Here is a 26,096-nt window from a genome sequence, read left to right as displayed (position 1 = left end):
CGCTTGTCGCCCGTCACTTGTCGTCGGGTTCGTAGCCGCGGCGTGAGGCCCCGGCCGTGTATTCGATGGTCAGTGTCTTCGCCTTCTCGGACGAGTTCAGTTGCCACGGAACGCTGGTGACCATCACACCCGGCTGGAACAGCAGGCGGCTCTTGAGCCGCAGCGCACTCTGGTTGTGCAGGATCTGCTCCCACCAGTGCCCCACCACGTACTCGGGGATGAACACGGTGACGACGTCCCGCGGCGAGTCCTTCCGGACGCGCCGCACGTAGTCGAGCACGGGCTTGGTGATCTCGCGGTACGGCGACTCGATCACCTTGAGCGGCACCGCGATGTCGCTCTTCTCCCACCGGCGCACCAGTGCCCGGGTGTCGGGTTCGTCGACGTTGACCGTGATCGCCTCGAGGGTGTCCGGCCGTGTGGCCCGGGCATACGCGAGCGCACGCATGGTCGGCATGTGCAGCTTGGAGACGAGGACGATGGAGTGAGTCCGGCTGGGCAGCACCCCGTCCCATTCCTGTTCCTCGAGTTCCCGGGCGACGCTGTCGTAGTGCTTCCGGATCATCTTCATCACCACGAAGATCGCGACCATCGCCACGATCGCGATCCAGGCGCCTGCCGCGAACTTCGTGATGAGCACGATGATCAGGACGGCGCCGGTCATGGCCAGGCCGATGGAGTTGATCACCCGGGAGCGATGCATCCGCCGGCGCTGAGCCAGGTCGTTCTCGGTCTTCAGGTGCCGGGTCCAGTGCCGGATCATGCCCGTCTGGCTCAGCACGAACGAGACGAACACGCCGACGATGTACAGCTGGATCAGCTTGGTCACCTCGGCGCCGAACAGGACGACGAACGCGATCGCGGCCCCGGACAGGAACAGGATGCCGTTGCTGAACGCCAGTCGGTCGCCGCGGGTGTGCAGCTGACGGGGCAGGTAGCGATCCTGCGCGAGGATCGAGCCGAGCACGGGGAATCCGTTGAAGGCGGTGTTGGCGGCCAGCACGAGGATCAGGGCCGTCACGATGGCGATGAAATAGAAGCCGATAGGGAAACCGCCGAACACCGTCTCCGCGATCTGCGCGATCAGAGTCTTCTGGTGATACCCGGTGGGGGCGCCGATCAGCTGCTCGGCCGGGCTGTGCGCGTACACGATCCCGATCTTCTGGGCCAGGATGATGATGCCCATCAGCAGCACGATGGCAATCGATCCCAGCAGCAGCAGCGTGGTGGCCGCGTTGCGGGACTTGGGCTTCTGGAATGCGGGAACACCATTGCTGATCGCCTCGACACCGGTCAGTGCCGCACAGCCGGAGGAGAAGGCCCGCGCGATCAGGAACGCGAACGCGATCCCGTACAGGTGGGAGTCCTCGGCTTCGAGTTCGAATCCGGACGATTCGGCGCGCAGGTCGTCGCCGAGGACGAAGATCTGGAAGAACCCCCACAGCAGCATCAGTGCCATGCCGGCGATGAACGCGTACGTCGGGATCGCGAACGCGGCACCGGATTCACGGATGCCACGCAGGTTGATGGCGGTCAGCAGCACGATGGCCGCGACCGCGAACAGCACCTTGTGCTGGGCCACGAACGGTACCGCCGAACCGATGTTGGACGCGGCCGACGAGATGGAGACAGCGACCGTGAGCACGTAGTCCACCAGCAGGGCGCTGCCCACGGTCAGACCCGCGTTGGGACCGAGGTTGACGGTCGCGACTTCGTAGTCGCCGCCGCCCGACGGGTAGGCGTGCACGTTCTGCCGGTAGCTGGCGACCACCACCGCCATCACCGCGGCGACGGCAAGCCCGATCCAGGGGGTGTAGGCGTAGGCGGAGATGCCCGCAACCGACAGCACGAGGAAGATTTCTTCCGGGGCATACGCCACCGACGACATGGCATCGGAGGCGAAGACCGGGAGGGCGATCCTCTTGGGAAGCAGCGTGTGCCCGAGCTTGTCGCTCCGGAAGGGTCTGCCTAGCAGTAGCCGCTTTGTGGCGGTCGAGAGCTTTGACACTGCCAAAGCGTAAGCCGTCCGCAGAAAACCTGGACCCTCACCCACCAATGTGTCCGGATTGCGATCTCTGTCTCGGTTGCTCTTCTGCCTGGGCACTGTACGGTTCGATTCGGTGCGCACGTACTCGAGACGTGACGTAAGAGCCCATGAACGGAGTACAAGGTGTATGTGGTCATCATGGGATGCGGCCGGGTCGGCTCATCCCTCGCTGGCTCGCTGACCCGGATCGGCCACGAGGTCGCGGTCATCGATCGCGACCCTGCCGCATTCCTACGTCTCGAACCCGACTTCCCCGGCCACACCGTCGTGGGGATGGGATTCGACCGTGACGTGCTGGTCAAGTCCGGTATCGAGCGCGCAGAGGCATTCGCCGCGGTGTCGTCCGGAGACAACTCCAACATCATTTCCGCGCGCGTGGCCCGGGAGACGTTCGGCGTGGAACGCGTCGTCGCCCGGATCTACGACGCCAAGCGCGCCGCCGTCTACGAGCGGCTCGGGATCCCCACCGTCGCCACCGTTCCGTGGTCGACGGACCGCTTCCTGCACACCCTCACGCGCGACAGCCAGACCGCCAAGTGGCGCGATCCGTCCGGAACCGTCGCGGTCACCGAGTTGTCCCTGCACGAGGATTGGATCGGCAGGCCGGTCGCCGAACTGGAGGCCGCGACGAATTCGCGTGTCGCGTTCATCATCCGCTTCGGCACCGGCGTCCTTCCCGATCGCAAGACCGTCCTCCAGGCCGACGACCAGGTGTACATCGCGGCCGTGTCGGGAACGGTTGCCGAGGCGGTCGCGCTCGCGGGCAATCCCCCGCCTTCGGACAACTGAGACGGCAGTGAGAATGTTCACGATCGACCACCCGAACGGAAGCAATCGATGAGAGTCGCAATCGCAGGAGCCGGCGCAGTCGGACGCTCGATCGCGCGCGAACTGGTCCGCAGCGAACACGACGTCATGCTGATCGAACGCAAGCTCGAGCACGTCGAACGGGAGTCGGTGCCCGAGGCGACCTGGGTCCACGCCGACGCGTGCGAACTGAGCAGCCTCGAGGCCGCATCCCTCGAAACCTACGAGGTGGTGATCGCGGCCACCGGTGACGACAAGGCCAACCTGGTCCTCAGCCTCCTCGCGAAGACCGAGTTCGGGGTCAGCCGCGTGGTCGCCCGCGTCAACGATCCCCGCAACGAGTGGTTGTTCGACGAGTCCTGGGGAGTCGACGTCGCCGTCTCCACTCCCCGGATGCTCGCCTCGCTGGTGGAGGAGGCGGTGTCGGTCGGCGATCTCGTGCGGCTGATGACATTCCGCCAGGGGCAGGCCAACCTCGTCGAGGTCACGCTGCCCGACAACACCCCGCTCGCCGGGAAGGCCGTCCGCAAGCTGCAATTGCCCCGCGATGCCGCGCTGGTCACCATCCTCCGCGGCGGACGGGTCATCGTGCCGCAGCAGGACGATCCGCTCGAGGGCGGCGACGAACTGCTGTTCGTCGCGTCCGTGGACGTCGAGGACGACCTGCGAGCGGCCGTCGGGCTCTCCTGACCCGGCGGGACCGATCGACACCCGGGAGGATCCGTTGGGTACCACCGCAACACCCGAGAGCATCGTCGTCACCGACAGCCCGCAGCAGAGCCGGTACGAGATCCACGCCGACGGTGAACTCGCGGGAATCGAGCAGTACGAAGTCGACGGGGACGTACACGTTTTCGTTCACACCGAGATCTATCCGCAACACGAGGGACTCGGACTTGCCCGGACGCTCGTGGGTGCGGCCCTGGACGATCTCCGCCGCCGTGGACTGCGGGTGCGCCCGGTGTGCCCGTACGTCGTGAAATTCGTGTCGAAGCATCCCGAGTACCAGGATCTCGTGGCCTGATCGGGTCGGCGACTTCGGCTCCGGCACAACCGGTCAGGGCCCACGCGGTCCTCGACGTGGGGCCGTGCTCAGGTGTGGCCGGGCTCGTCGCGGGGGCCGCCCGCTTCCGTGTCGTCCGTCGGTTCGCCGGCGTCGTCCGACGGTGCCGGTTCGACGATCCGATCTGCCCGGCGCACAGCCCAGATCGTCACCAGGAGAGCCAATCCCGCCAACGGCCAGCCCATTGCGATGCGCGCGAACGCGAGCCAGCCCGTCTGGTCCGAATCGTAGAGTTGCGACTGCACGAGGTACCGGGCCGCGAACACCAGCGCCCAGGCTGCGGTGGCCACGTCGTAGGCGCGTACCGCGCCGCGATGGCGCCGCCAGAGGTTGCCGTGGCCGTTGAGGAATCCCCAGATCAGGCCGACGATCGGCCAGCGCACCAGAATCGAGATCAGGAACACCGCACCGTAGGCGAGGCTCGTGTAGATCCCGAAGAGGAAGTATCCCTTGGCATCGCCCGTGCGGTAGGCGATGAACGCGGAGATGCCGACGCCGACGAACCCGGACACCGCGGGCTGGATGGGGCTGCGGCGGACGAGGCGCCAGACGAGAATGGCGACGGCGACGCCGATGGCCGCCCAGATCGCCGGGCCCAGGCCCCACACACCGTTGACCGGAACGAAAACCAGGATGGGCAGGGTCGAATAGACCAGCCCGCTGAGCCCACCGAGCTGTTCGAGTATGGATTGCTGCTTCGTTTCGGTCACTCAACGAGAGTGCCACACGAGAGGGCCCCTACGATTCGCCGCGCAACTCGTAATACGGGTTGAAGATCACCTTCTGGCCGTCGCGTTCGCCGACACGTCCACGAACCAGCAGGGTCTTGCCCGGCTCGATGCCCGGAATTCTCCGCCGGCCGATCCACACCAGCTTGATCTGTTCCGTGCCGTCGAAGAATTCGGCTTCGATGCTGGCGTTCCCGGACTTCGGACAGGCTTCGACACTCCGGAGCCGCCCCAGCATGGTGACCTCTTCGCCGCGGCTGCAGTCGCAGGCACGTTGTGCGCCGGACGCCTGAGACGTCTCGGCCATTTCCTCGGCGTCCAGCTGCTCGAGGTCCTCGGTGAGCCTGCGAGTCAGCCGACGAAAATATCCTGCCGTGGCGGGTGCCATTGCGCGCTCCTGGAGCATGTGCGACGCGAGATCTTCGCGCCGCTCGTAGGGCTGTGTATTCGCCACTGTAGACCCATTGGTTCCCGGCAACCACACCACCGGAGAAGCGCTGTGACGGACGAGGCAGGATCATCACATGCCCTCTGATGATCGGCCGCCTCCGCCGCGGAGAACAGCGCCGCCACCTGTTCGTGTGGCCGTTGTGCTCCCGGGTACGGGATCCGACGCGGACTTCGTGACCCGTGCCTTCACCGAGCCTCTGACCTGCCGTGGAGTGCGCACGGCCGCAGTCGAACCCGATCCCCGGCGAGTCGTCGGAAGCTACGTCGACGCGCTCGACGCCGCGGCCGCGCAGCACGGACGCATCCTCGTCGGAGGGGTGTCCATCGGGGCCGCCGTGGCGCTGCAGTGGGCAGGATCACACCCGGATCGCATCGCCGGGGTCCTCGCGGCGCTGCCCGCGTGGACCGGGACCGCCGCGGACGCTCCCGCCGCCGCCAGCGCCCGGTTCACCGCGGCCCGGCTGCGGGCGGACGGCCTGGAACAGGTCACCGCCGAGATGATCGCGTCCAGTCCGCCGTGGCTGGGCCGGGAACTGGCGAAATCGTGGCGATCGCAGTGGCCGCACCTTCCCGCCGCGCTGGACGAGGCGTCCGAGTACCACGCCCCCGGTGCGGGCGACCTCGAGCGCATCACGGTGCCGGTGGGGATCGCTGCCGCCACCGACGACGCCGTGCATCCCCTCGAGGTCGCGCGCGAGTGGTCCGAACGACTACCGCACGCGGGCCTCGTCACGGTAACGCTGGACGAGATCGGCGCCGATCCTGCAATTCTCGGCTACGCCAGCCTCGACGCGCTCGATTCGGTCCTGCACACGACCTGAGTGTCGAATCTCCGGGACCGGAGTCAGCGACCGAGTTGCTGCATCGCCGAACCCGATTCGCCGCGACGTTGCTGCGGCTGCGCCGGGGCCTCCGCGGGGGGCGCCTGCTGCTCGCCCTGCGGACCCGCCGGAGCCGGCTGCTGCGGAGCGGCACCCTGCTGCTGCGCCAGCTGCTGCTGGTGAGCCGCAGCCAGCTGCTGGGCGAGCGCCGCGGGCAGGACCACCGGCAGCGGCGTCCGAACGGGGTGGGGTTCGTTTCCCCGCTTCACGACGGTGTCGCGCAGGATCGCCCTGGCGGTCGCGACGAGCTCCGAATCGGCCGTGTTGCCACCGCTCGGTCCCGCGACCACGCAGCGCACCATCCACCGGTAGCCGTCGACACCGATGAAGCGCAGGTCGGCGTTCGGGGTGACGGCGAAGACCTCGCGTCCCCACGGTCCGCTCTCGACGCTCACCGTGGCGTTGTCGTTGCGCAGCGATTCGGCGAGGTCGCCCGCGACTTCCCGCCACTGGCCCGGCGACTTCGGGGCGGCATACGCCGCCACGGTGATGCGCCCCTGCTGGGTGACGAGATGCACGGCCTGCGGCGAACCGTCGGGCGCCATCTCGACCTGCAACTGGGCGCCCTGCGGCATCGGGACCAGGACCGAACCGAGGTCGAGGCGGGTTCCCACCTCACCGACGGTGAGGTCGGCGCCCGATTCGAGGTCGTCGGCGTCGTACGGACCGCCGTCCACCTCGGTCACGGCGTCGTAGTCGTCCTCGTAATCCGCGTCGGCGTCGCCGGCCTCGGCGTCCTCGAAGAAACCGGGCCGGTCGTCCTCGGCTTCCTTCTTCTTACGACGTCCGAACATGATCAGGCTCCTTCACTGGCATTGCCGACGAGGCTCGCGTGGCCTCCGCTCGACCCGTGTCCGTCACTACCGCGGGTGGTGCCGTCGAGCGACGGGACCTCGACGAACGACACCAGTTCGACCCGCTGCACGAGCAGTTGGGCGATCCGGTCGCCCCGGCGGATCTCGATCGGGGTCTCGAGGTCGTGATTGATCAGGCACACCTTGATCTCGCCGCGGTACCCGGCATCGATGGTTCCGGGGGTGTTGACCACCGACAGACCCGACTTCGCGGCCAGCCCGGATCGGGGGTGGATCAGCCCGACCGTGCCCAGGGGCAGCGCGATCGCGATGCCGGTTCCGACGAGGACACGGCGCCCCGGCTCGATGGTCACGTCGACGGTGCTGCACAGGTCGACACCGGCGTCGCCGTCGTGCGCACGCTGCGGTACCGGAATGTCGGGGTCCAGCCGCTGGAGGGCGACGGGCGGAAGGGCGGGGGTCGCGGCGGGAGAAAGGCCGGGAGATAGGTCGCTCACGTGCACCGAGCCTACTCTCAGACACCGACTATCCTGGTCGGGTGTCACAAACGTCCCGGCCCGAAGTCGCGCCCACCGATAACACCTCGCCCGTGCTGTACTCCGAGCGCCTGTGGGTGCCCGTCTGGTGGTGGGCAGTGGGCTTGTTCGTCGCCGGTCTGCTCGCCGCGGAGGTGCACATGGGTGCGCCGGGCCTGCGCGCATGGCTGCCGTACGTCCTTCTACTGCCCCTGCCGGTGTGGGGACTCGTCTGGCTCAGCCGTCTCCGCGTCGAGGTCGTCGAGGAACCGAACGGTGTCCACCTACGGGTCGGACAGGCGCATCTGCCGTTGGACGTCATCTCGCGGGTCGCCGAGGTTCCCGGTTCGGCGAAGAGTGCGGCACTCGGTCGTCAGCTCGACCCCGCCGCCTTCGTGCAACACCGCGTATGGGTCAAGCCGATGGCACTGATCGTGCTCGACGACCCCGAGGACCCGACCCCCTACTGGTTGATCAGCACACGACGGCCGGCCGAGTTGCTGGCCGCCGTCAACCGTGCCCGCCCGCAGGCGGACGGAGACTGATCGGACGGTGGGCCTCCCACCGTCCGCCTCTCGTACTCGCCGCCGCTCAGGCCGCGCAGTCCCTGCACACCAGCACTCCGCCCGCGTCGCTGGCGAGCCGGCTGCGGTGGTGCACCAGGAAACAGCTCGAACACGTGAACTCGTCGGCCTGCTTCGGCACGACCCGCACCGAGAGCTCTTCACCGGACAGATCCGCGCCGGGCAGTTCGAACGATTCCGCGGTGTCGGACTCGTCGACGTCGACGACAGCCGACTGAGCCTCGTTGCGTCGCGCCTTCAGTTCCTCCAGCGAATCCTCCGAAACCTCGTCGGACTCTGTTCGCCGCGGTGCGTCGTAGTCAGTTGCCATGTCGCCTTCCCCTCATCCTCTTCGGTGTATCCCGGCCCGTGCGGTACGTCGAACCGATTGCCGGTCGACCGTCCACACGAAAACCGCCTCGGCGCAGATCACACCCTGCGGCTGCACAACGCTGCAGCGGATGGGTTCGTGCCCGGAACCAGGCTCCGGAAACATGATCTACGCCTCTTTTGTCATCTTCTGCCGACCCTCGTTCTGCACGCTTTGAACGACTGGGGCCGCCAGACAGTAGCCGAAGGAAGTACAAAAGTCGTAACCGAAGCGACCGATCGCGCAAATTGTCTGCTAATCGTCACCAACACCACAGCAAGCTGTGACATTCCACAACGGGGACGGGTTCGGGGTTATGACGTGCCTGGGATCTAAGGTAGGTGCCGAACCTGCGCCACGACGTGTGGCCGGGCCCTGTATCGGTGCGTTGTACGGGTGCAACGTACGAAGCGCAGTTTCGTAGGAGAGGTCGAGGCACACTGTGGTTTCACTGATCACCGAAGGCAGCCCGCTCGACGACAAGGGTCGTCCGTTCCGGCGGCGGCGGGCGATGCCGATCCTCGTGGTGTTCGCGGTCCTCGCCCTGCTCGGCGCCGTCGTGTGGGCCGGCGTCCTCGGCGACGACGAGGATCTGGCCACCACCGTCGACTGCAACCCTCCGCAGCCGGCCGCGCAACCCCTCGACCCCGCCGCCCCGCCGCAGCAGGCGCTGGGCGAGAAGGTCGACGGTTCGACCCTGCGGGACGTGGAGCCTGCCGCGCTGTCCGCCACGAAGGTGCGCGTGTTCAACGCCAACGGCGAGCACGGCCAGGCTGCGCAGGTCGCCGCACAGCTCAGCGACTACGGATTCGCGAGCGCACCCGACGTCCAGGCGGGCAACGACCCGGTCTACGTCGACCAGAACATGCAGTGCCAGGGGCAGCTGCGGTTCGGTCCCAACGGCACCGCCGCCGCCAGCGCGCTCTGGCTGGTGGCCCCGTGCGCCGAACTCATCCAGGACACCCGCACCGACGACACGGTCGACCTCGCCCTCGGCACCTACTTCCGCAAGATCTCGCCGAACACGGACGCCGAAGAGGTCCTGCGGTCCCTGAAGGATCCGCCGCCCGGAAGCCAGCCCGCCCCCCTCGACATCGACCTGCTGAAGGCGGCGCGCACCGCCCGCTGCTGACCGGCGGTCACCCTTCCGGGATCGGGGCGTCCACCCCGATCTCGGCGAACAGCGCGTCCAGCGCGTCGGCGATGCCGGGGGCCGCGGCCACCACCACATCGCCGTCCGCACTCGACGTCTGCGGGGAAGGGATTCGCACGCGGGCCCCCGCCTCGGTCGCGATCAGCGATCCCGCGGCCCAGTCCCACGGGCTCAGCCCGTGTTCGAAATGCGCGTCGACACGGCCGGCCGCGACCATGCACAGGTCGAGGGCCGCCGAGCCGATCCGGCGGATGTCCCGCACCCTCGGCAGGATGTCCGCGATGAGGGCGCCCTGCGCCTTGCGCCGCGCCGCGCCGTACCCGAAGCCGGTGGCGAGCAACGCCATCGACACGTCGGTGACCGGGTTGCACCGGAGGTCGCTCACCCGCCCGTCCGCGTCGGTGAGGGTGGCCCCGCCGCCGCGTGCCGCCGCGTAGGTCGATCGGGCCGCCACGTCGACCACGGCCCCGGCGACGGACACCCCGTCGATCTGGGCCGCCACGGAGACCGCGTACGCGGGGACGCCGTACAGAAAGTTCACGGTGCCGTCGATCGGATCCACGATCCACCTCACCTCGGCGACGGAATCCTCCTCTCCCCCACCTTCTTCGCCGAGGATCGCGTCGTCGGGGCGAAGCTCCGCGAGCCGGTCGCGGATGACCTGCTCGCTCTCGGTGTCGACCACCGTGACCGGGTCGGTCGGGGTGCTCTTCGATGCGACGGAATCGCCGGATCCCGCTAGCTTCCCGACGATTCCGAAGACCTCGGGCCGTCGCGCCCGGACGTGGGCGGCGGCTTCCTCGGCCACCGCCACGGCGACCTCGAGTAGTCGCCTGGGGTCGGTGCCGACGTGGCCTGGCGCGGACTCTGAACTCTGGGGTACGTGCACCCACCCATCGGAACACACTTTCGCTGCCTCACACCACCGCTGACGTTTCGCACAACTGGTGTCATCACCCACCGAACACACGTCGACACACTAGTGTGACGAGCAGCAGAAGAGCGCTGGAGAACACGTCGTCGTCGACACGAAGGAGCACACGCCATGACCAAAACGGGGTTCGGTGTCGACGTCGGAGGCAGTGGCGTCAAGGGTGGCGTCGTAGATCTCGAGACGGGCCAGCTGGTCGGGGACCGCATCAAACTCCTCACTCCCCAGCCGTCCACTCCGGAGGCGGTCGCAGAGACCGTCGCCGAGATCATCCGCCGAGCAGAATGGGACGGACCGGTCGGTATCACCCTGCCGAGCGTCGTCACCGGCGGTGTGGCACGATCCGCCGCCAACATCGACAAGAAGTGGATCGGGACGGACGCCCGCAAGCTGTTCTCCGACGCGCTCGGCGGCCGGCTCGTCACCGTCCTCAACGACGCGGATGCGGCGGGGATCGCCGAGGACGCGCTCGGCGCAGGCAAGGACGCGAAAGGGGTCGTCATCCTCCTCACGTTCGGCACCGGTATCGGCTCGGCGATCCTCCACGACGGCGTCCTGCTTCCCAACACCGAGTTCGGGCACATGGAGGTGGACGGCAAGGAAGCCGAGCACCGGGCGGCGTCCTCGGTCAAGGAGAAGAAGGACCTGTCGTACAAGGAATGGGCCGGCGAAGTGAGCCGTGTCCTCACCCGGTTCGAGAACCTCATGTGTCCGGACCTGTTCATCGCCGGCGGCGGAATCAGCCGGAAGAACGAGAAGTGGATCCCGCATCTGACCAACAGGACACCCGTCGTACCTGCTGCGCTGCTGAATACGGCGGGCATCGTCGGTGCTGCGCTCGCAGTGGAAACGGGCATCGCTCCGTAACTAATTCGGATGGGTCGTTACAATGGAAGAGCCCGGCTGCGCGCCGGCGAAACCAGTAGACCTCTCCGCCGGATGACCACTCTGGCGTGACGCCGCACGACACCGTCACGAAAGGGCGTACGTGGCAGCCACCGATACACGTCAGACTGCTGATTCGACTTCGGAGTCAGGACCGGAAGCACCAGTCGGGGCGGCAGCCACCGGCACCGCTCCGGCAGCCGAGGAAACTCCCGCGAAGAAGCCGGCGGCCAAGAAGGCTCCCGCCAAGAAGGCAGCAGCGAAGAAGGCCCCCGCCAAGAAGGCGGCGGCCAAGAAGGCGGGCGGCAAGAAGGCCACGGCCGGTAAGGGTGCGGACGGCGAAGACCTCGACGAAGACTCCGCCGACATGGAGGACATCGACATCACCGAGGGCGATCTCGCCGAGGTCGAGTCCGATGTCGTCGAGGTCGTCGCAGTCGGCGAGGACGAGGAGACCGAGGAGCCGTCCGAGAAGGACAAGGCCTCCGGCGACTTCGTGTGGGACGAGGAGGAGTCCGAAGCGCTCCGCCAGGCCCGCAAGGACGCCGAACTGACCGCGTCCGCCGACTCGGTCCGTGCCTACCTCAAGCAGATCGGCAAGGTCGCCCTCCTCAACGCCGAAGAGGAGGTCGAGCTCGCCAAGCGGATCGAGGCCGGGCTCTACGCGACCCAGATCATGCAGGAGCTGTCCGATTCCGGCGAGAAGCTCCCCGCCGCCCAGCGCCGGGACATGAGCTGGATCTGCCGCGACGGAAACCGCGCCAAGAACCACCTCCTCGAGGCGAACCTCCGCCTCGTCGTGTCGCTCGCCAAGCGCTACACCGGCCGCGGCATGGCGTTCCTCGACCTGATCCAGGAAGGCAACCTGGGCCTCATCCGTGCCGTCGAGAAGTTCGACTACACCAAGGGCTACAAGTTCTCGACCTACGCCACGTGGTGGATCCGTCAGGCCATCACCCGCGCGATGGCCGACCAGGCCCGCACCATCCGCATCCCGGTGCACATGGTGGAGGTCATCAACAAGCTCGGCCGCATCCAGCGTGAACTCCTGCAGGACCTGGGCCGTGAGCCCACTCCCGAAGAGCTCGCCAAGGAAATGGACATCACGCCCGAGAAGGTGCTGGAGATCCAGCAGTACGCTCGTGAGCCCATCTCCCTCGACCAGACGATCGGCGACGAGGGCGACAGCCAGCTCGGCGACTTCATCGAGGACTCCGAGGCCGTCGTCGCCGTCGACGCCGTGTCGTTCACCCTGCTGCAGGATCAGCTGCAGTCGGTGCTCGAGACGCTGTCCGAGCGTGAGGCGGGCGTCGTGCGCCTGCGCTTCGGCCTGACCGACGGACAGCCCCGCACCCTCGACGAGATCGGACAGGTCTACGGGGTCACGCGTGAGCGCATCCGTCAGATCGAGTCCAAGACCATGTCGAAGCTGCGCCACCCGTCCCGGTCGCAGGTGCTGCGCGACTACCTGGACTGACGTACACACCTCGATGCCCCCGGACTCCGAGCGAGTCCGGGGGCATCGTCGTCTGGGTCTCGCTACGCGCTGGTGCGCACCCGAATCCAGGCACCCGCCACCGGTTCGACCACCCGTGCCGCCACCGGGCCGATGACGGCCATCAGGAGGACGTACGCGGTGGCGAGTGCCACGAGTTCGCTCTCCACGGCTCCCGCCGACAACGCCAGGCCCGCGATGACGATCGAGAACTCGCCGCGTGCGATCAGCGCGACCCCGGCCCGGGCTCGGCCCAGGCGCGCGACGCCTTGTTGTTTCGCCGCCCACGCACCGGTGATCATCTTCGTCAGCGCGGTGACGACGGCGAGGAGGGCGGCCCAGCCGAGGACCGGCGGAATCGCCCGGGGATCGGTGTTGAGCCCGAACACCACGAAGAACATCGCGGCGAACAGATCGCGGAGCGGTTCGAGGACTCGGCTCGCGTTGTGGGCGGTCGTACCGGAGATCGCGATCCCCAGCAGGAACGCCCCGACGGCCGCCGACACCTGCATCGCCGAACTGATCCCCGCCACGAGAAGCGCGGCGCCGAGGAGTTTCAGGAGCAGGGTTTCGCTGTCCGGGCTGTCCAGCAGGGCGGACACGTAGCGGCCGTACCGCAGTGCGATCACGAGGACGACCGAGATCACGACGAGGGAGATGCCCACCGCCTCCAGTCCACCGGCGAAACTGACGCCGGCGAGCAGGGCCGTCAGAATGGGCAGATACACGGCCATCGCGAGGTCCTCGAACACGAGAATCGAGAGCACGACCGGCGTTTCACGGTTACCGAGCCGGCCCAGGTCGCTCAGCACCTTCGCGATGATGCCCGACGACGAGATGTAGGTGACGCCGGCCATCACGACCGCGCCGGTGGTCCCCCACCCCAGCATCAGGGCGACGACCGCTCCGGGCGCGGCATTGAGAACTGCGTCCACGACCCCGGCCATCCACGACCGTCGCAGCCCGGTGACGAGTTCCGACGCGGTGTATTCCAGCCCCAGCAACAGCAGGAGGAGGACCACCCCGATCTCGCTCGCCAAGTGACTGAACTCGCTGATGTCGCCCAGGTTGACGAATCCGCCGCTGCCGAAGCAGAGTCCGCCGAGGAGATAGAACGGGATCGGCGACATGCCGAACTGAGCTGCCAGGCGGCCCAGCAATCCGAGCGCGAAGAACACCGCGCCCAGTTCGATGAGCGCGAGCGTGGTGGTGTTCACGGGTCTGTCAGCCGTTGGCCAGGAGCTTGGCTGACGCGTCCAGTCCGTCTGTGGTTCCGACGGCGACCAGGAGGTCGCCCGAGGTGAGCAGGAAGTCAGGCTTCGGTGACGGGTACACCTGCCCGGCCCGCATGACCGCGACGATCGAGACCCCGGTGCGGGTGCGCATCGCCGTGTCGCCGAGCGGGCGGCCGTCGAACCGGGAGTCTTCCTTGATGTACAGCTGCTTGGTGCGGATTCCGGGCAGGTCCCGGTGCTCCTCCTCCAGCTGCGCCACCAGTTGCGGTGCCCCCAGCAGGTTGCTGAGGACTGCCGCCTCCTCGGTGGTGAGCGGCACCGACGCAGCGCACGCATCGGGATCGTCGGCCTTCGAGACGATCAGATCGGTGCGACCGTCGCGATGGGTGATGACACCGATGCGGCGGCCGGCGGCGAGTTCGAAGTCCTTACGCACCCCGATACCCGGTAGTGGCGTCACTTCAACGTTCATGCCTCCACGGTAGACCGATCGGTGTGACCAACCGCGGAAGGCTCGCATCAGCGCCGGGCCGGGAACGTTCCGTCGGCGTCGGGGCGATACTCCTCGACCCCGGTGACCGCCGCGACGGGCAGCGGCCCGTACAGGTGTGGGAACAGCATCGACGCCGGATCGGCCGGCACACCCGGCTCCCACTTCACCGGCGCACCGAGCGCAGTGGGGTCGAGTCTCAGCAGGACGAGGTCCGTACGGCCGGCGAACAACCTGTTGGCGGGCAGGTGCACCTGGGCCGGCGTCGAGAGGTGCACGAAACCGTCCGCCCTGAACGTCGCGGGCACTCGGCTGCCTTCACGTTCGGCGGTGCGCCATTCCTCGCGGCTGCAGATGTGGACCAGCTGGTCTTCGGATTTCACAAGGTGAGACTAGCGTCACGCCCGAAAACGAATCAGCTGTCAGCGAACTCGGACCGCGCGGTCTGTTCACATCTGCGCTCGTCACGTCCCTGACGGCGCGTTTCGGGCGGGTTTCGTGTGTGATGCAACACTGAGAAACGCCGACGGGAACAACGCGTAAACCCCAAACGTCTGACAGAGTAGATCCACCGCGCCACCCCCGACGCGGCGGACCAAGGCCCCAGGCACTCGGCATCAGTCGAAGCCAGTACGGAGGAGTCATGCCCGGAACACTGACCAGCCCCCCGTTGACCGCAGCCGACCGGTGCGACCGGTGCGGTGCGGGAGCCCGCGTTCGCGCGGTTCTTCCGACCGGAGGAGAGTTGCTCTTCTGCGGTCACCACGCCAACGAGCACGCAGACCGTCTTCGCGAGATGAACGCCACGATCGTGTCCGAAGCCGAAGCTGCAATCTGATACGTCAGCCCGGGTGACCCGTCCCAGGCTCACCTCTTCAACAAAGAGACCGGCGAGTGCGATGCACTCGCCGGTCTCTTTGTGTTCGAGTCACCGGATGACGCCGGTCACCACTGCCGCAGGGTGGAGATCCGCTCGGTGAGCTGCTCGACGGTGGCGATCGCCGTGGGCGGTCCCCCGCAGACACGACGCAATTCGCCGTGGATGGTGCCGTGCGGCTTGCCCGTCCTGTGGTGATGCATCGCGACGAGACTGTTCAGTTCCCGGCGCAGCTGCGCGAGCTGTCCGGCGGCAGCCACCCGGTCCGCGACCTGCGGCACGGGCGTGTGCACGGGCGCTTGCGCCGGTTCCGCCTTGTCCAGCTGCTCCGACTGACGCTGACGCAGCAGCGCGCGCATCTGATCGGCGTCGAGCAGCCCGGGCAGACCCAGGTAGTCGGCCTCCTCGTCGGAGCCCGAGAACGTGGCCGTCCCGAAGGACGAACCGTCGTAGATCACCTGATCGAGCTCGGCGTCCGCGCCGAGCGAGGTGAACGCCTTCTCCTCCTCGCCGAGCTCGTCCTTCTGCTTGTTCGCGTCGGCGAGAAGATCGTCATCGAAGCCGTCCTTCTCCCGATGCGGCTTGCCGAGCACGTGGTCGCGCTGCGCCTCGAGCTGGCTGGCCAGGTCGAGCAGCACCGGAACCGACGGGAGGAACACGCTCGCGGTCTCGCCCTTGCGGCGGGACCGCACGAAACGCCCGATCGCCTGCGCGAAATAGAGCGGGGTGGACGCGCTGGTGGCGTACACACCGACGGCCAGGCGGGGAACGTCGACGCCTTCCGACACCATGCGGACGGCGACCATCCACTTCTGGGTGCTCGCCCCGAACTCGGCGATCCGCTTGGACGCCGTCGGGTCGTCGGAGAGCACCACGACCGGGTCTTCCCCGGTGACCGCCTTCAGGGTCTGCGCGTACGCACGGGCCACGGTCTGGTCGGTGGCGATGACCAGACCGCCGGCGTCGGGCATGCCGCCCGTGCGCAGCTGGCCGAGCCGGGTGTCTGCGGCGTGCAAGACCGCGGGAATCCAGTCGCCCGACGGGTCCAGGGCCGTTCGCCACGCCCGGGCCGTCTGTTCGGCGCTGAGGGGCTCGCCGAGTCGCGCGGAGAACTCCTCGCCCGCGTTGTTCCGCCACCGTGCCTCGCCGGAGTACGCGAGGAACACGACGGGCCGGACGACGCCGTCCGCGAGGGCGTCCGAGTACCCGTAGGAGTGATCCGCCTTCGAGCGCATCAGACCCTCGCGATCGGGTTCGTACGTCACGAACGGGATCGCGCTGTCGTCGCTGCGGAACGGCGTACCGGTCAGCGCGAGCCGGCGGGTGGCGTCACCGAACGCCTCCCGGATGGCGTCACCCCAGCTCTTCGCGTCGCCACCGTGGTGGATCTCGTCGAGGATGACCAGCGTGCGCCGGCTCTCGGTCCGGACCCGGTGCTTGAACGGGTGCGAGGCGACTTGCGCGTACGTCACCACGACACCCTGGTAGTCGCTGGACGTCTGCCCGGTCGAGTTCGAGAAGTACGAGTCCAGCGCGATGCCGTTGCGCGCGGCGGACTCAGCCCACTGGTGCTTGAGGTGCTCGGTCGGTGCGACCACGGTCACCTGATCGACGGTGCGGTCGCGCAGCAACTCCGACGCGACCCGCAGCGCGAACGTGGTCTTACCGGCGCCCGGTGTCGCGACCGCGAGGAAGTCCTGCGGTCCGGTGGACAGATACTTCGTCAGCGCACGACGCTGCCAGGCGCGCAGTGATCCTGCGGGTCTGGCAGGTTCGGTTTGTGCGAGGTAGGCCTCGGTGCCCACGATCTGCGCTGCCTCGGTTTCCATTCTCGGCGCCGACTGGGAGCCCACTGTCTCAGCACTCACGGGCTGCCCTCCGCTGGCATGGCACTGTTTGCTCGCACTCCTCGGTATTCGATCGACATGTCCGGGTCCAGACCCGAAGGCGCTGTCCGTCAAGGAGCCTAGCGCCCGGATCCGACGCGAACCGCATTCGCGAGTTCCGATAGTGACAGATTTGTCGCGACACGAGGACAGCAGCGGTGGGCAACCGGGCGTGTCGTCAGGGATGCTGGAAACATCATGACCGAAACACCCCCGACAACGCCGCAGAGTGGCGGTGACCCACCCCGGCCCGGGTGGCATCCGCTACGTCGCGCACTGAGCGTGATCGGTCGCACAGCGAGCAAGGCCTGGGACGATTCGATCTTCGGAAAGGCGGCCACGGCAGCGTTCTGGCAGACACTGTCGCTGCCTCCGCTCCTGCTGGGGCTCCTCGGAATGCTCGGCTACGTCGGCGGATGGTTCGGACCCGACACCGTCGACATCATCCAGTCGAAGATCATCAACTTCAGCGGGACGGTGTTCAGCGACAGCGTCGTCGAACAGATCATCCGCCCGACGGTCGGCGACGTACTCGAACGTGGACGTCCCGAGATCGTGTCACTGAGCTTCCTGCTGTCCCTGTGGGCCGGCTCGTCCGCCATTTCCACGTTCGTGGACTCGATCGTCGAGGCCCATGGCCAGCAGGAGGCGCGGCACCCGGTGTGGCAGCGCGTGTTCGCGTTGCTGCTCTACGTGATGTTCCTGATCCTCGCGGTGTTCACCCTGCCGCTGGTCGCGCTGGGGCCGACGCTCGTCGGCAGGGTGCTCCCGGAGGCGTGGCGCACGATCGGGACGGAGATCGTCGACACGTTCTACTACCCCGGCGTGGGACTGCTGCTCATCGTGGGCCTGACCACGCTGTACAAGGTGGCGCTCCCCCGGTCGCTGCCCTGGCACCGGCTGCTCGGCGGCGCGCTCGTCGCGGGGGTGTTCTTCCTCGGCGCGAGCACCTGCCTGCGCCGCTACCTCTCCTGGGTGGCCGGAACCGGGTACACGTACGGGGCGCTGGCCACGCCGATCGCGTTCCTGCTGTTCACGTTCTTCCTGGGGTTCGCGGTGGTGCTCGGCGCCGAGTTCAACGCCACCGTCCAGGAATTCTGGCCCGCCCGTGCCACCCGCATCGACCAGATGCGGGATTGGATCGCCGCGCAGGCCGAGAGTTCGCCGTCCGCGGGTCCGGTGACCAGCCTCACGCGTCGCATCGCCACCGGTCCGATCAAGGTCGTCGGCGACCGGGCCCGCCCGGATGCGGCCGAGCCGGAGTCCGGGAACGACGACGAGCCCGACGGCCCGGTACGAGAATCCCCCGAGCCACCGGGTGTGCGACGAGCGCCGGCGAAGCCTCAGTCGCCTTTGCGCAATCCTTCGTAGATCTTCTTGCAGTCGGGGCAGACCGGCGATCCCGGCTTCGCCGATTTCGTCACCGGAAACACTTCGCCGCACAACGCGACGACGTGAGTGCCCATGACGGCGCTCTCCGCGATCTTGTTCTTCTTGACGTAGTGGAAGAATTTGGGAGTGTCGTCATCGGTCGACTCGTCGGTGGTGACGTCGGGCCGTTCCTTGGTTTGAGTGCTCACCCCTCAATAATGCCGCAACCGGCCGACTATCCCACCCCCTGTGTGCATTTGCCGCCCGACAGTGGAACAGTGGAGGCATGGCACGAAGTGCAGGGTTCGGCGGGTCCCACGACGCCGGCTCCCCGAGCAATCCGGTTCTCATCACCGAGGCAGCGCGATCCATCGAGGATCAGCATCGTGCCCGTGTCCGCAAGTACCTGCTCATCATGTCCTTCCGGTTCCCCGCCCTGATCTTCGCGGCGGTGGCGTACGGGATCTGGGAGAACCCGTGGATTTCGATGGCGATCATCGGCGTGTCGATCCCGCTGCCGTGGATCGCGGTCCTCATCGCCAACGACCGTCCGCCTCGCAGCAAGGACGAGCCCAGCCGGTACGACCACCGCGAGTCTCCGTCCACCGCCCTGCCCGCACCGCCGCACCACACGATCGAGGGCTGACGCAGTCGGGCGTGCTGCAACAATGCACGGGTGAACCGTGACGAACTGCTGTCGATCTGCCCCTCTCTGCGTGAGGCGCTCCGCCGCAACCGGTACGACACGGACACCCTCCTCGACGCGCTGGGCCCCGAGGTCCATGCGGCGTTGAGCCGCAACGAACCGGTCCCGGTGCGCCGGGCCAGCGCCGGCTGCGGCCAACTCGGCACCCTGATCCGCCTGTTCCTCCTCACCGACGACTGTCCCGTCGGCGAGGTGGCCGCGGCGCTGTCCCCGCTCCCGGTCGAGGACGCCGTGGCGGCAGGCCTGCTCGAATCCGACGGCGACGTCGTCCGGGCGGCCCTCGACCTCCGTCCGATGGACATCGGCGGGGGCAATCGCTGGGTGCTCTCCGACCTCGACGGCTCACTCCGCCCCCGCGAGACCCCCGTCGACCACGTCATCGGCGTCGGGCACGCGTCGCTGTCGCTGCTGCAGGCCACCCCGACCGCGCCGGTCGGGACGCTGCTCGACGTCGGGACCGGCTGCGGCATCCAGGCCCTGCACGGCGCGTCCTACGCCGACTCGGTCACGGCCACGGACCTGAATGTCCGTGCCGTCGATCTGGCGGCCGTCACGGCGGCGCTCAACGAGGAACGGGTGGAACTGCTCGCCGGGTCGTGGTTCGAGCCGGTCGAGGGCCGCACGTTCGATCAGGTGGTGGCCAATCCGCCGTTCGTCGTCAGTCGCGCCCGAGTGGGTCACACCTACCGCGACTCCGGACTCGACCTCGACGGCGCGAGTGAGCTGATGATCTCCCGCGTGGCGGACTACCTCGCGCCCGGCGGCACGGCGGCGCTGCTGGCGTCGTGGATCCACGTCGAGGGCGAGGACTGGCGGGCCCGGGTGGCCTCCTGGCTTCCCGCCCACGGGGTGGACGCGTGGGTGGTGCAGCGGGATGTCGCGGACCCGGCCCTGTACGTCGGCACCTGGATGCGGGACGGCGGACTCGACACCCGGGACCCCTCCACCGCGACGGTCGCCGAGGACTGGCTGGATCACCTCGCGAGCGCGAACGTCGAGGGGGTCGGCTTCGGGTTCGTCTACCTTCGCCGGACCGACGCTCCCACCGATCTGATGGCGGAGGATCTCACGCACGGCTTCAGCGACCCCTTGGGCGCGGAAGCGCTCGCGTACTTCGAGCGGGTGGCGTGGCTCCGCGAGCACGACGTGCTCACCGCGTGTTTCCGCGTGGAGGAGAGCACCGCCCTGGAGCGGGTGTTCCTGCCCGGCGACGAGGGATGGACCCAGGTGGTCGCCCGGTTGCACCGCGGGAACGGTCCGGCCTGGCAGCACGAGATCGACGATCTCGTCGCTTCGCTCGTTGCGGGCATGCGCGCCGACGGCCTCGTGCTGGGCGAACTGATCGAGCTTCTCGCAGCGGCACACGGCGTCGACGCCGAGGACCTCGCGCAGTCGGCCGTGCCGCTCGTGCACGCCCTCGTCCGGCACGGACTCGTGCTTCCCGCGTAGCCGCCGGGTTCCCGATCCGTCCCCCTTATACGTGTTCTCAGCAACTTCTCAGGACCGAATCGAGGAACCCGCAGGTCACGGGCTCTTCGCAAATTACCGGCCGGGAACTTTCCCAGGCCTTCGGTGCGTTGATGCATATGAGACACCACCGATGAGGAGGCAAGTCATGACAAGCCCCAGCACCACTACTCGCATTCGCCCCAGCGCTGCCGATCTGGACGCCCAGAGCCCCGCTGCCGACCTGGTCCGGGTCTACCTGAACGGCATCGGCCGCACGGCTCTGCTGACGGCAGCAGACGAGGTAGAACTGTCCAAGCGAATCGAGGCTGGGCTGTACGCCGCGCACATCCTGGAGACCGGGAAGCGACTCTCCCCCGCCAAGAAGCGCGACCTCGCGACGGTCGTCCGTGAAGGACAGTCCGCCCGCGCACACCTCCTCGAGGCCAACTTGCGGCTCGTCGTCTCGCTCGCGAAGCGGTACACCGGACGCGGCATGCCCCTGCTGGACCTCATCCAGGAGGGCAACCTGGGTCTGATCCGCGCGATGGAGAAGTTCGACTACGCGAAGGGGTTCAAGTTCTCGACGTATGCCACCTGGTGGATTCGTCAGGCGATCACCCGCGGCATGGCCGACCAGAGCCGGACGATCCGGCTCCCCGTGCACCTCGTCGAGCAGGTCAACAAGCTGGCCCGCATCAAGCGCGAGCTGCACCAGCAGCTCGGGCGTGAGGCGACCGACGACGAGCTGGCCGAGGAGTCGGGAATCCCGGCGCACAAGATCGCGGATCTCCTCGACCACAGCCGCGACCCGGTGAGCCTCGACATGCCGGTCGGCAACGACGAGGAAGCTCCCCTGGGCGACTTCATCGAGGATTCCGAGGCCACGTCGGCGGAGAACGCCGTGATCGCGGGTCTCCTGCACAGCGACGTGCGCAGCGTGCTGGCCACCCTCGACGAGCGTGAGCAGCAGGTCATCCGCCTCCGTTACGGTCTGGACGACGGTCAGCCGCGCACTCTCGACCAGATCGGCAAGCTCTTCGGACTCTCCCGCGAGCGTGTCCGTCAGATCGAGCGCGAAGTGATGGGCAAGCTGCGCCAGGGCGACCGCGCCGAGCGGCTCCGCTCCTACGCCAGCTGACGAGAGTCTCCCACCGGTATCAGCGCCGGTGCCGGTCGTACGCGACCGGCACCGGCGTTGCGCTGTCTGCGGGGCCGGGTGACCGGTCAGCGCAGGCGGCGGGGGCCGAGGTCGGCGACGCTGGGCTCCGGGCCTATCCGCACGCGCGAATCGGTGATCTGCGCGCCCTCCGCCGACGCGAGCACGGGTTCGCAGGCCAGTTCCCGCACCTCCGGGAGGTCGTCGGCGAGGGCGGAGATCCGCTGCACGAGGTCGACGAGAGCCGATTTGTTCACCGGTACCGCGCTCCGATAGCCGGACAGCAGCGGCGCTGCTTTCGGTGCGTCGATCAGTTCCGTTGCGGCGTCCTCGGTGAGGGGCAGCACCCGGTAGGCGCGGTCGCCGAGGAGGTCGGAGATCACGCCGGCGAGTCCGAACGAGATGAGCGAACCGAACGACGGGTCGTCCTGCACGCCCACCACACAGCCAATTCCCTTGGTGGCCATCCGCTGCACGTGAAGTAGTGGTTCACCGGACGCGGCGGCGAGGTCCCGGTAGGCCCAGCGCACCGAATCGGGCCCGACCAGATCGAGGCGGACGCCACCGAGATCCGGCCGGTGCCGCCACTGTTCCCCCGTCGCCTTCACCGCGACCGGGTACCCCAATTCCTCGGCGGCCTGCACAGCCTCGTCTTCGGTGGTGGCGGAACGGAATTCCACGACGTTCACGCCGTAGCACGCGAGGAGTTGCGATGCCTCGAAGTCCGACAGCCAGCGTCCGGACGACGCCCCGAGCCAGCCGTCGACCATCGCTTTCGCACGCTCCGGATCGATCCCGTTAGGGCGTACCACTTTCGACGACGGTTTGCTCTTCCACGCCGAGTACCGCCACGCGCGAGCCAGGGCCAGCGCCGCGCGTTCCGGACCGGGGTAGGAGGGAACCGAACCGCGTGTCGGGTGCCCGTCCTCACCCCGGACCGCCAGGACGTCGGGCACACCCTCCGCCGCGAGGAACGTCGTGAGGACGGGTTTGTCGGCTTCCCGCACCGCCTCCCGCAGCGCCTGGGCATAGGGTTCGACCGGAATGGCGACCGGCGGGACGAACACGGCGATCACCGAATCGACGTCGAAGGATGTGAGCGCCGTCCGCACGGCCGCCGCGAACTCCTCGGGACCGGCCTGCGGACCGAGGTCGACGGGGTCGCCGACCTGCAGACCCTCACTGCGCGCCGCATCCGCGGCGAGCACACCGAGCGCGGTGGAGTTTCCGACCACGGCGAGGCGGGGGCCCGCAGGCAGCGGCTGATACCCGAACAGCAGCGCACAGTCGAACAGCTGGGAGATCGACCCGACCTGCACCACACCGGCCTGTTCGAAGAGGGCGCGGACGATCGAATCGTCCATCTCGCCACCGCTGGCCGCCAGTGCGGGCGGGACGGCGTGCCTGCCGCTCTTGACCGCGACGATCGGCTTGTTCCGGGCCACCCGGCGCGCGATGCGCGAGAACTTGCGGGGATTGCCGAAGCTCTCCAGATACAGCAGCACCACCTCGGTGGCCGGATCCGAATCCCAGTACTGCAGGAGGTCGTTGCCGGAGACGTCGGCGCGGTTGCCCGCGGAGACGAAGGCGGACAATCCGATTCGGCTCCGTGCGGCCTCGTCGAGGATGGCGATGCCGAGTGCGCCGGACTGGCAGAAGAATCCGACGTTGCCGGGGCTCGGCAGCACCGGCGCGAGGGTGGCGTTCAACGAGACCTCGCTGTCGTTGTTGGCCACGCCGAGCGCGTTGGGCCCGATCAGCCGCATCCCGTGCGCGCGGGCGGCGTGGACGAGGCGACGTTCGGACTGCCGTCCGTCCATTCCGGTTTCACTGAATCCGGAAGACACGACGACGAGGGCCTTGACCCCCTTGACCAGGCAGTCGTCGAGGACGGCGTTGATCGATTCAGCGGGTACCGCGACGACGGCGAGATCCACCTCGTCGGGGATGTCGCGGACCGACGGGTACGCCCGCACACCGTGGACCGAACGGTGCTCGGCGTTGACCGGATACACCGGGCCGGTGAATCCCGCCCGCAGCAGGTTGGTCAGCACCGCGTTGCCGACCTTCGCGCGGTCGGTGGACGCACCGATCACCGCGACCGACCGCGGACTGAGCACGTTCCGCATGCTGCGCGCCTCGGCGGCCCGCTCGCGGGAATTGCGCACGGACACCATCGCTTCGGTGGGGTCGATCGCGAACTCGAGCTTGAGCACTCCACCCTCGAAGCTGCGGCTCACCTGATAGCCCGCCTCACGGAAGACCGTCACCATGTTCCGGTTCTCCGCGAGGACCTCGGCGACGAACATCGTCAGGCCGTTCTCCGCGGCCGCCGCGGCGAGATGCTCGAGCAGAATCGGCCCGAGTCCGCGGCCCTGATGCGCGTCGGCGACGACGAACGCCACCTCCGCGGACTTGCCGTCCCCCTCGCCGATGAGTCGCTCGTACCGGCCGACGGCGATGATCTCGTCCCCGAGCAGCACCACGAACGCCACCCGGTCGTGGTGATCGACCGTGGTGAAGTGAACGATGTCCCGTTTCGACATGGTCGGGTAGGGGCCGAAATACCGCAGATAGCGGGTGCGTTCGGACAGCTTCGAGTGGAACGCGACGAGTTTGTCCGCGTCCTCGGGGACGATCGGCCGCAACGCCACCGCCCCGCCGTCCGCCGCGAGCACGTCGGCGACCCAGTGCCGCGGGTAGTTGTGCGCGGCGTCGGGTTCCCCCTTCGCCACGGTCGTGACCGCCGCCCCGGTGCTACCCGACGTCTCGGCGCTGTCCGACGCCTCGGTGCCACCGGTGGTCTCGCTGCCGTCGGTCGGCTCAGTCACGGGGATCCTCCGGGTCGAGTCCGAGTAGGGGGAAGCAGGCGCGGCGAGTAGCGATGACGGCCGAGTCGATCCGCGTCAGGGCGCGGTCGACCGAGGGGATCCCGGTTTCGGGTGTGCCACCGGGACCGTCCCAGGGCCGGTAGTCGACCTCGCCGCCGTCGCCCATCGTGTCCGGCAGGTCCACGCTGGGTGCGAGCGCGTGCGCCCGTTCCTGCCAGGCCTCGGGTACGGCACGGCCCGTGTCGATCTCGCGGTCGAGCGCCGCGGCGATGAGGTGGGTCCACGCGCGCGGGACCACCCGGACGAGGCCGTACCCGCCGCCGCCGACGGCGAGCCAACGTCCTTCGGCGTAGCGGTCGGCGAGATCGCGCATCGCGAGGAACGCGGCCCGCTGGCCGTCGACCGTCAGCGCGAGGTCGGCCAGCGGATCCTCGCGGTGGCTGTCGACACCGCACTGGCTGATCACGATCTGGGGCCGGAACGACGCGAGGGCGCCCGGGACGACGGCGTGGAAACCGCGCAGCCACAACGCATCGACGGTGCCGGGCAGCACGGGGAGGTTGACGGCGGTGCCCTCCCCCGATCCCTCGCCGACCTCGCTCGACCACCCCGTGTTGGGCCAGAGCGTCGCCGGATGCTGGTGGAGCGAGATCGTGAGGACGCGGGGGTCGTGCGCGAACGCGTGCTGCACCCCGTCACCGTGGTGCGCGTCGACGTCGATGTAGGCGATCCGGTCGAACCCGTGGTCCAGCAGCCAGGAGATCGCAATGGCGACATCGTTGTACACACAGAAGCCGGAGGCCCAGTCGGGCATCGCGTGATGCATGCCGCCGCCGATGCTCACGGCACGGCGTGTGCGTCCCGCTGCGATCTCCTGCGCCGCGGCGAGGGAACCGCCCGCGAGGATCGCGCTCGCCTCGTGCATCTGGGGGAAGACGGGATTGTCCTCGGTGCCGAGCCCGTGCGGGGCGTCCGCACCGAGCACACCCGACGTCGCCGAGTGCCCGGCCTGTTTGACTGCTTCGACGTACGCGGGAGTGTGGATCCGCAACAGATCTGCGTCCGAGGCGGCGGCGGGCCGCAACAGTTCGACGCCCTCCAGAATCCCGAGGCTGCGGGCGAGCGACATGGTCAGCTCGAGCCGGGTGGGATTCATCGGGTGGTCCGCACTCCACCGATAACTGAGATAGTCCGGACTCCACACGACTGCACGGTGCGATACCAGTGCAGCCGAATCCTCCCCGGAACTGAACGACGCGGTCATGAACTCACGCTACTGGTCCCCCGCGGAGGGTGCGAGCAGACCCCGGCACGACCGGCACCGACGCGCTGCGGGGACGGACGGCGCCGGTGGCGGGCAATCACCGGTAGAATCAACCGAGACGAAGGGGT

The 26,096-nt window shown here is 68.2% G+C and carries 27 protein-coding genes; 13 read left to right on the top strand and 14 right to left on the bottom strand.

Going from position 1 to position 26,096, the window contains the following annotated elements; translation table 11 throughout:
• Positions 1–13 precede the first annotated feature (13 nt).
• Complete coding sequence (locus RHA1_RS33415) at positions 14–2,008, bottom strand: APC family permease (protein ID WP_029537538.1); 1,995 nt, start codon at positions 2,006–2,008, stop codon at positions 14–16.
• A gap of 162 nt (positions 2,009–2,170) precedes the next feature.
• On the opposite strand from RHA1_RS33415, the gene RHA1_RS33410 reads away from it, so the two are divergent.
• From RHA1_RS33410 to RHA1_RS33400, 3 genes are read left to right on the top strand one after another with little or no spacing between them, the layout of a single operon-like run.
• Positions 2,171–2,836 carry a potassium channel family protein gene (locus tag RHA1_RS33410; RefSeq protein WP_009480086.1) on the top strand — a complete coding sequence of 222 codons (666 nt, stop codon included), beginning with the start codon at positions 2,171–2,173 and terminating at the stop codon, positions 2,834–2,836.
• Between the two features lie 48 nt (positions 2,837–2,884).
• Complete coding sequence (locus tag RHA1_RS33405; protein ID WP_011598603.1) at positions 2,885–3,544, top strand: potassium channel family protein; 660 nt, start codon at positions 2,885–2,887, stop codon at positions 3,542–3,544.
• Positions 3,545–3,578: 34 nt separating this feature from the next.
• Positions 3,579–3,878: a GNAT family N-acetyltransferase gene (locus tag RHA1_RS33400; protein WP_016880142.1), complete on the top strand. Its 300-nt coding sequence runs from the start codon at positions 3,579–3,581 to the stop codon at positions 3,876–3,878.
• A 68-nt stretch (positions 3,879–3,946) separates the two neighbouring features.
• Here RHA1_RS33400 and RHA1_RS33395 read toward each other — a convergent pair whose 3' ends face one another.
• Positions 3,947–4,627, bottom strand: a complete 681-nt coding sequence (locus RHA1_RS33395; protein ID WP_011598602.1) for a DUF3159 domain-containing protein — start codon at positions 4,625–4,627, stop codon at positions 3,947–3,949.
• 28 nt (positions 4,628–4,655) lie between these two features.
• Positions 4,656–5,033 carry an OB-fold nucleic acid binding domain-containing protein gene (locus RHA1_RS33390; RefSeq protein WP_005240856.1) on the bottom strand — a complete coding sequence of 126 codons (378 nt, stop codon included), beginning with the start codon at positions 5,031–5,033 and terminating at the stop codon, positions 4,656–4,658.
• 136 nt (positions 5,034–5,169) lie between these two features.
• On the opposite strand from RHA1_RS33390, the gene RHA1_RS33385 reads away from it, so the two are divergent.
• Entirely contained in the window at positions 5,170–5,916 is a 747-nt protein-coding gene (locus RHA1_RS33385; RefSeq protein WP_011598601.1) for an alpha/beta fold hydrolase, read from the top strand.
• A gap of 23 nt (positions 5,917–5,939) precedes the next feature.
• On the opposite strand, the gene RHA1_RS33380 is transcribed toward RHA1_RS33385, so the two are convergent.
• Together RHA1_RS33380 and dut are read right to left on the bottom strand one after the other, a co-directional pair.
• A complete protein-coding gene (locus RHA1_RS33380) occupies positions 5,940–6,770 on the bottom strand; it encodes a DUF3710 domain-containing protein (protein WP_009480081.1) in 831 nt (276 codons plus the stop codon).
• Between the two features lie 2 nt (positions 6,771–6,772).
• Positions 6,773–7,294 (bottom strand): dUTP diphosphatase, encoded by a 522-nt coding sequence (gene dut / locus RHA1_RS33375; protein ID WP_009480080.1) that lies wholly within the window; start codon positions 7,292–7,294, stop codon positions 6,773–6,775.
• Between the two features lie 86 nt (positions 7,295–7,380).
• On the opposite strand from dut, the gene RHA1_RS33370 reads away from it, so the two are divergent.
• Positions 7,381–7,851: a DUF3093 domain-containing protein gene (locus tag RHA1_RS33370; RefSeq protein ID WP_016880141.1), complete on the top strand. Its 471-nt coding sequence runs from the start codon at positions 7,381–7,383 to the stop codon at positions 7,849–7,851.
• Between the two features lie 46 nt (positions 7,852–7,897).
• On the opposite strand, the gene RHA1_RS33365 is transcribed toward RHA1_RS33370, so the two are convergent.
• A complete protein-coding gene (locus tag RHA1_RS33365; RefSeq protein ID WP_005240850.1) occupies positions 7,898–8,200 on the bottom strand; it encodes a DUF4193 domain-containing protein in 303 nt (100 codons plus the stop codon).
• A gap of 481 nt (positions 8,201–8,681) precedes the next feature.
• On the opposite strand from RHA1_RS33365, the gene cei reads away from it, so the two are divergent.
• Positions 8,682–9,371, top strand: coding sequence for an envelope integrity protein Cei (cei, locus tag RHA1_RS33360; protein WP_009480078.1), 690 nt, complete (start codon positions 8,682–8,684; stop codon positions 9,369–9,371).
• Between the two features lie 7 nt (positions 9,372–9,378).
• Here the strand turns inward: cei and RHA1_RS33355 are convergent, their stop codons facing one another.
• A complete protein-coding gene (locus RHA1_RS33355) occupies positions 9,379–10,281 on the bottom strand; it encodes an inositol monophosphatase family protein (protein WP_050787437.1) in 903 nt (300 codons plus the stop codon).
• Positions 10,282–10,437: 156 nt separating this feature from the next.
• Here RHA1_RS33355 and ppgK point away from each other — a divergent pair, with 156 nt between their 5' ends.
• Together ppgK and RHA1_RS33345 are read left to right on the top strand one after the other, a co-directional pair.
• Positions 10,438–11,190 carry a polyphosphate--glucose phosphotransferase gene (ppgK, locus tag RHA1_RS33350; RefSeq protein WP_011598598.1) on the top strand — a complete coding sequence of 251 codons (753 nt, stop codon included), beginning with the start codon at positions 10,438–10,440 and terminating at the stop codon, positions 11,188–11,190.
• A 121-nt stretch (positions 11,191–11,311) separates the two neighbouring features.
• Entirely contained in the window at positions 11,312–12,685 is a 1,374-nt protein-coding gene (locus RHA1_RS33345) for an RNA polymerase sigma factor (protein ID WP_009480075.1), read from the top strand.
• A gap of 62 nt (positions 12,686–12,747) precedes the next feature.
• Here the strand turns inward: RHA1_RS33345 and RHA1_RS33340 are convergent, their stop codons facing one another.
• From RHA1_RS33340 to RHA1_RS33330, 3 genes are read right to left on the bottom strand one after another with little or no spacing between them, the layout of a single operon-like run.
• A complete protein-coding gene (locus RHA1_RS33340; protein ID WP_009480074.1) occupies positions 12,748–13,920 on the bottom strand; it encodes a cation:proton antiporter in 1,173 nt (390 codons plus the stop codon).
• Positions 13,921–13,927: 7 nt separating this feature from the next.
• On the bottom strand, positions 13,928–14,410 hold the full coding sequence (locus RHA1_RS33335) for a cation:proton antiporter regulatory subunit (protein WP_005240833.1): 483 nt from the start codon (positions 14,408–14,410) through the stop codon (positions 13,928–13,930).
• 47 nt (positions 14,411–14,457) lie between these two features.
• On the bottom strand, positions 14,458–14,811 hold the full coding sequence (locus RHA1_RS33330) for a DUF952 domain-containing protein (RefSeq protein ID WP_011598597.1): 354 nt from the start codon (positions 14,809–14,811) through the stop codon (positions 14,458–14,460).
• Between the two features lie 260 nt (positions 14,812–15,071).
• On the opposite strand from RHA1_RS33330, the gene RHA1_RS33325 reads away from it, so the two are divergent.
• A complete protein-coding gene (locus RHA1_RS33325) occupies positions 15,072–15,266 on the top strand; it encodes a DUF7455 domain-containing protein (RefSeq protein ID WP_005240831.1) in 195 nt (64 codons plus the stop codon).
• 107 nt (positions 15,267–15,373) lie between these two features.
• Here RHA1_RS33325 and RHA1_RS33320 read toward each other — a convergent pair whose 3' ends face one another.
• Positions 15,374–17,134, bottom strand: a complete 1,761-nt coding sequence (locus RHA1_RS33320) for a DEAD/DEAH box helicase (protein ID WP_050787436.1) — start codon at positions 17,132–17,134, stop codon at positions 15,374–15,376.
• Between the two features lie 255 nt (positions 17,135–17,389).
• Between RHA1_RS33320 and RHA1_RS33315 the strand changes: the two genes are divergently transcribed.
• A complete protein-coding gene (locus tag RHA1_RS33315; protein WP_011598595.1) occupies positions 17,390–18,562 on the top strand; it encodes a YihY/virulence factor BrkB family protein in 1,173 nt (390 codons plus the stop codon).
• Here RHA1_RS33315 and RHA1_RS33310 read toward each other — a convergent pair.
• Positions 18,535–18,771: a DUF3039 domain-containing protein gene (locus tag RHA1_RS33310; protein WP_005240826.1), complete on the bottom strand. Its 237-nt coding sequence runs from the start codon at positions 18,769–18,771 to the stop codon at positions 18,535–18,537. The two genes, RHA1_RS33315 and RHA1_RS33310, sit on opposite strands and share 28 nt — an antisense overlap.
• A gap of 77 nt (positions 18,772–18,848) precedes the next feature.
• On the opposite strand from RHA1_RS33310, the gene RHA1_RS33305 reads away from it, so the two are divergent.
• From RHA1_RS33305 to RHA1_RS33295, 3 genes are all read left to right on the top strand, one after another.
• Positions 18,849–19,208, top strand: coding sequence for a DUF3099 domain-containing protein (locus RHA1_RS33305; protein WP_009480070.1), 360 nt, complete (start codon positions 18,849–18,851; stop codon positions 19,206–19,208).
• A gap of 30 nt (positions 19,209–19,238) precedes the next feature.
• Positions 19,239–20,717, top strand: a complete 1,479-nt coding sequence (locus RHA1_RS33300; protein ID WP_011598594.1) for a DUF7782 domain-containing protein — start codon at positions 19,239–19,241, stop codon at positions 20,715–20,717.
• 166 nt (positions 20,718–20,883) lie between these two features.
• On the top strand, positions 20,884–21,855 hold the full coding sequence (locus tag RHA1_RS33295) for a sigma-70 family RNA polymerase sigma factor (protein ID WP_005261102.1): 972 nt from the start codon (positions 20,884–20,886) through the stop codon (positions 21,853–21,855).
• 86 nt (positions 21,856–21,941) lie between these two features.
• On the opposite strand, the gene RHA1_RS33290 is transcribed toward RHA1_RS33295, so the two are convergent.
• Complete coding sequence (locus RHA1_RS33290; protein ID WP_011598593.1) at positions 21,942–24,704, bottom strand: bifunctional acetate--CoA ligase family protein/GNAT family N-acetyltransferase; 2,763 nt, start codon at positions 24,702–24,704, stop codon at positions 21,942–21,944.
• Positions 24,697–25,968, bottom strand: coding sequence for an acetoin utilization protein AcuC (locus tag RHA1_RS33285; RefSeq protein ID WP_009480066.1), 1,272 nt, complete (start codon positions 25,966–25,968; stop codon positions 24,697–24,699). Before RHA1_RS33285 ends, RHA1_RS33290 begins: the two co-directional genes overlap by 8 nt.
• Positions 25,969–26,096: the final 128 nt, after the last annotated feature.

The sequence above is a fragment of the Rhodococcus jostii RHA1 genome (assembly GCF_000014565.1).
Taxonomy (GTDB): Bacteria; Actinomycetota; Actinomycetes; order Mycobacteriales; family Mycobacteriaceae; genus Rhodococcus_F; species Rhodococcus_F jostii_A.
This window is presented reverse-complemented; position numbering and strand designations above follow the sequence as displayed.

Excerpts from the sequence above, each read along its gene's own strand:
- RHA1_RS33405 (WP_011598603.1), top strand. The coding sequence starts at position 2,885 with ATGAGAGTCGCAATCGCAGGAGCCGGCGCAGTCGGACGCTCGATCGCG.
- RHA1_RS33390 (WP_005240856.1), bottom strand. The coding sequence starts at position 5,033 with ATGGCACCCGCCACGGCAGGATATTTTCGTCGGCTGACTCGCAGGCTC.
- RHA1_RS33385 (WP_011598601.1), top strand. The coding sequence starts at position 5,170 with ATGCCCTCTGATGATCGGCCGCCTCCGCCGCGGAGAACAGCGCCGCCA.
- RHA1_RS33380 (WP_009480081.1), bottom strand. The coding sequence starts at position 6,770 with ATGTTCGGACGTCGTAAGAAGAAGGAAGCCGAGGACGACCGGCCCGGT.
- RHA1_RS33365 (WP_005240850.1), bottom strand. The coding sequence starts at position 8,200 with ATGGCAACTGACTACGACGCACCGCGGCGAACAGAGTCCGACGAGGTT.
- ppgK (WP_011598598.1), top strand. The coding sequence starts at position 10,438 with ATGACCAAAACGGGGTTCGGTGTCGACGTCGGAGGCAGTGGCGTCAAG.
- RHA1_RS33335 (WP_005240833.1), bottom strand. The coding sequence starts at position 14,410 with ATGAACGTTGAAGTGACGCCACTACCGGGTATCGGGGTGCGTAAGGAC.
- RHA1_RS33325 (WP_005240831.1), top strand. The coding sequence starts at position 15,072 with ATGCCCGGAACACTGACCAGCCCCCCGTTGACCGCAGCCGACCGGTGC.
- RHA1_RS33320 (WP_050787436.1), bottom strand. The coding sequence starts at position 17,134 with ATGGAAACCGAGGCAGCGCAGATCGTGGGCACCGAGGCCTACCTCGCA.
- RHA1_RS33315 (WP_011598595.1), top strand. The coding sequence starts at position 17,390 with ATGACCGAAACACCCCCGACAACGCCGCAGAGTGGCGGTGACCCACCC.
- RHA1_RS33305 (WP_009480070.1), top strand. The coding sequence starts at position 18,849 with ATGGCACGAAGTGCAGGGTTCGGCGGGTCCCACGACGCCGGCTCCCCG.
- RHA1_RS33295 (WP_005261102.1), top strand. The coding sequence starts at position 20,884 with ATGACAAGCCCCAGCACCACTACTCGCATTCGCCCCAGCGCTGCCGAT.
- RHA1_RS33285 (WP_009480066.1), bottom strand. The coding sequence starts at position 25,968 with ATGACCGCGTCGTTCAGTTCCGGGGAGGATTCGGCTGCACTGGTATCG.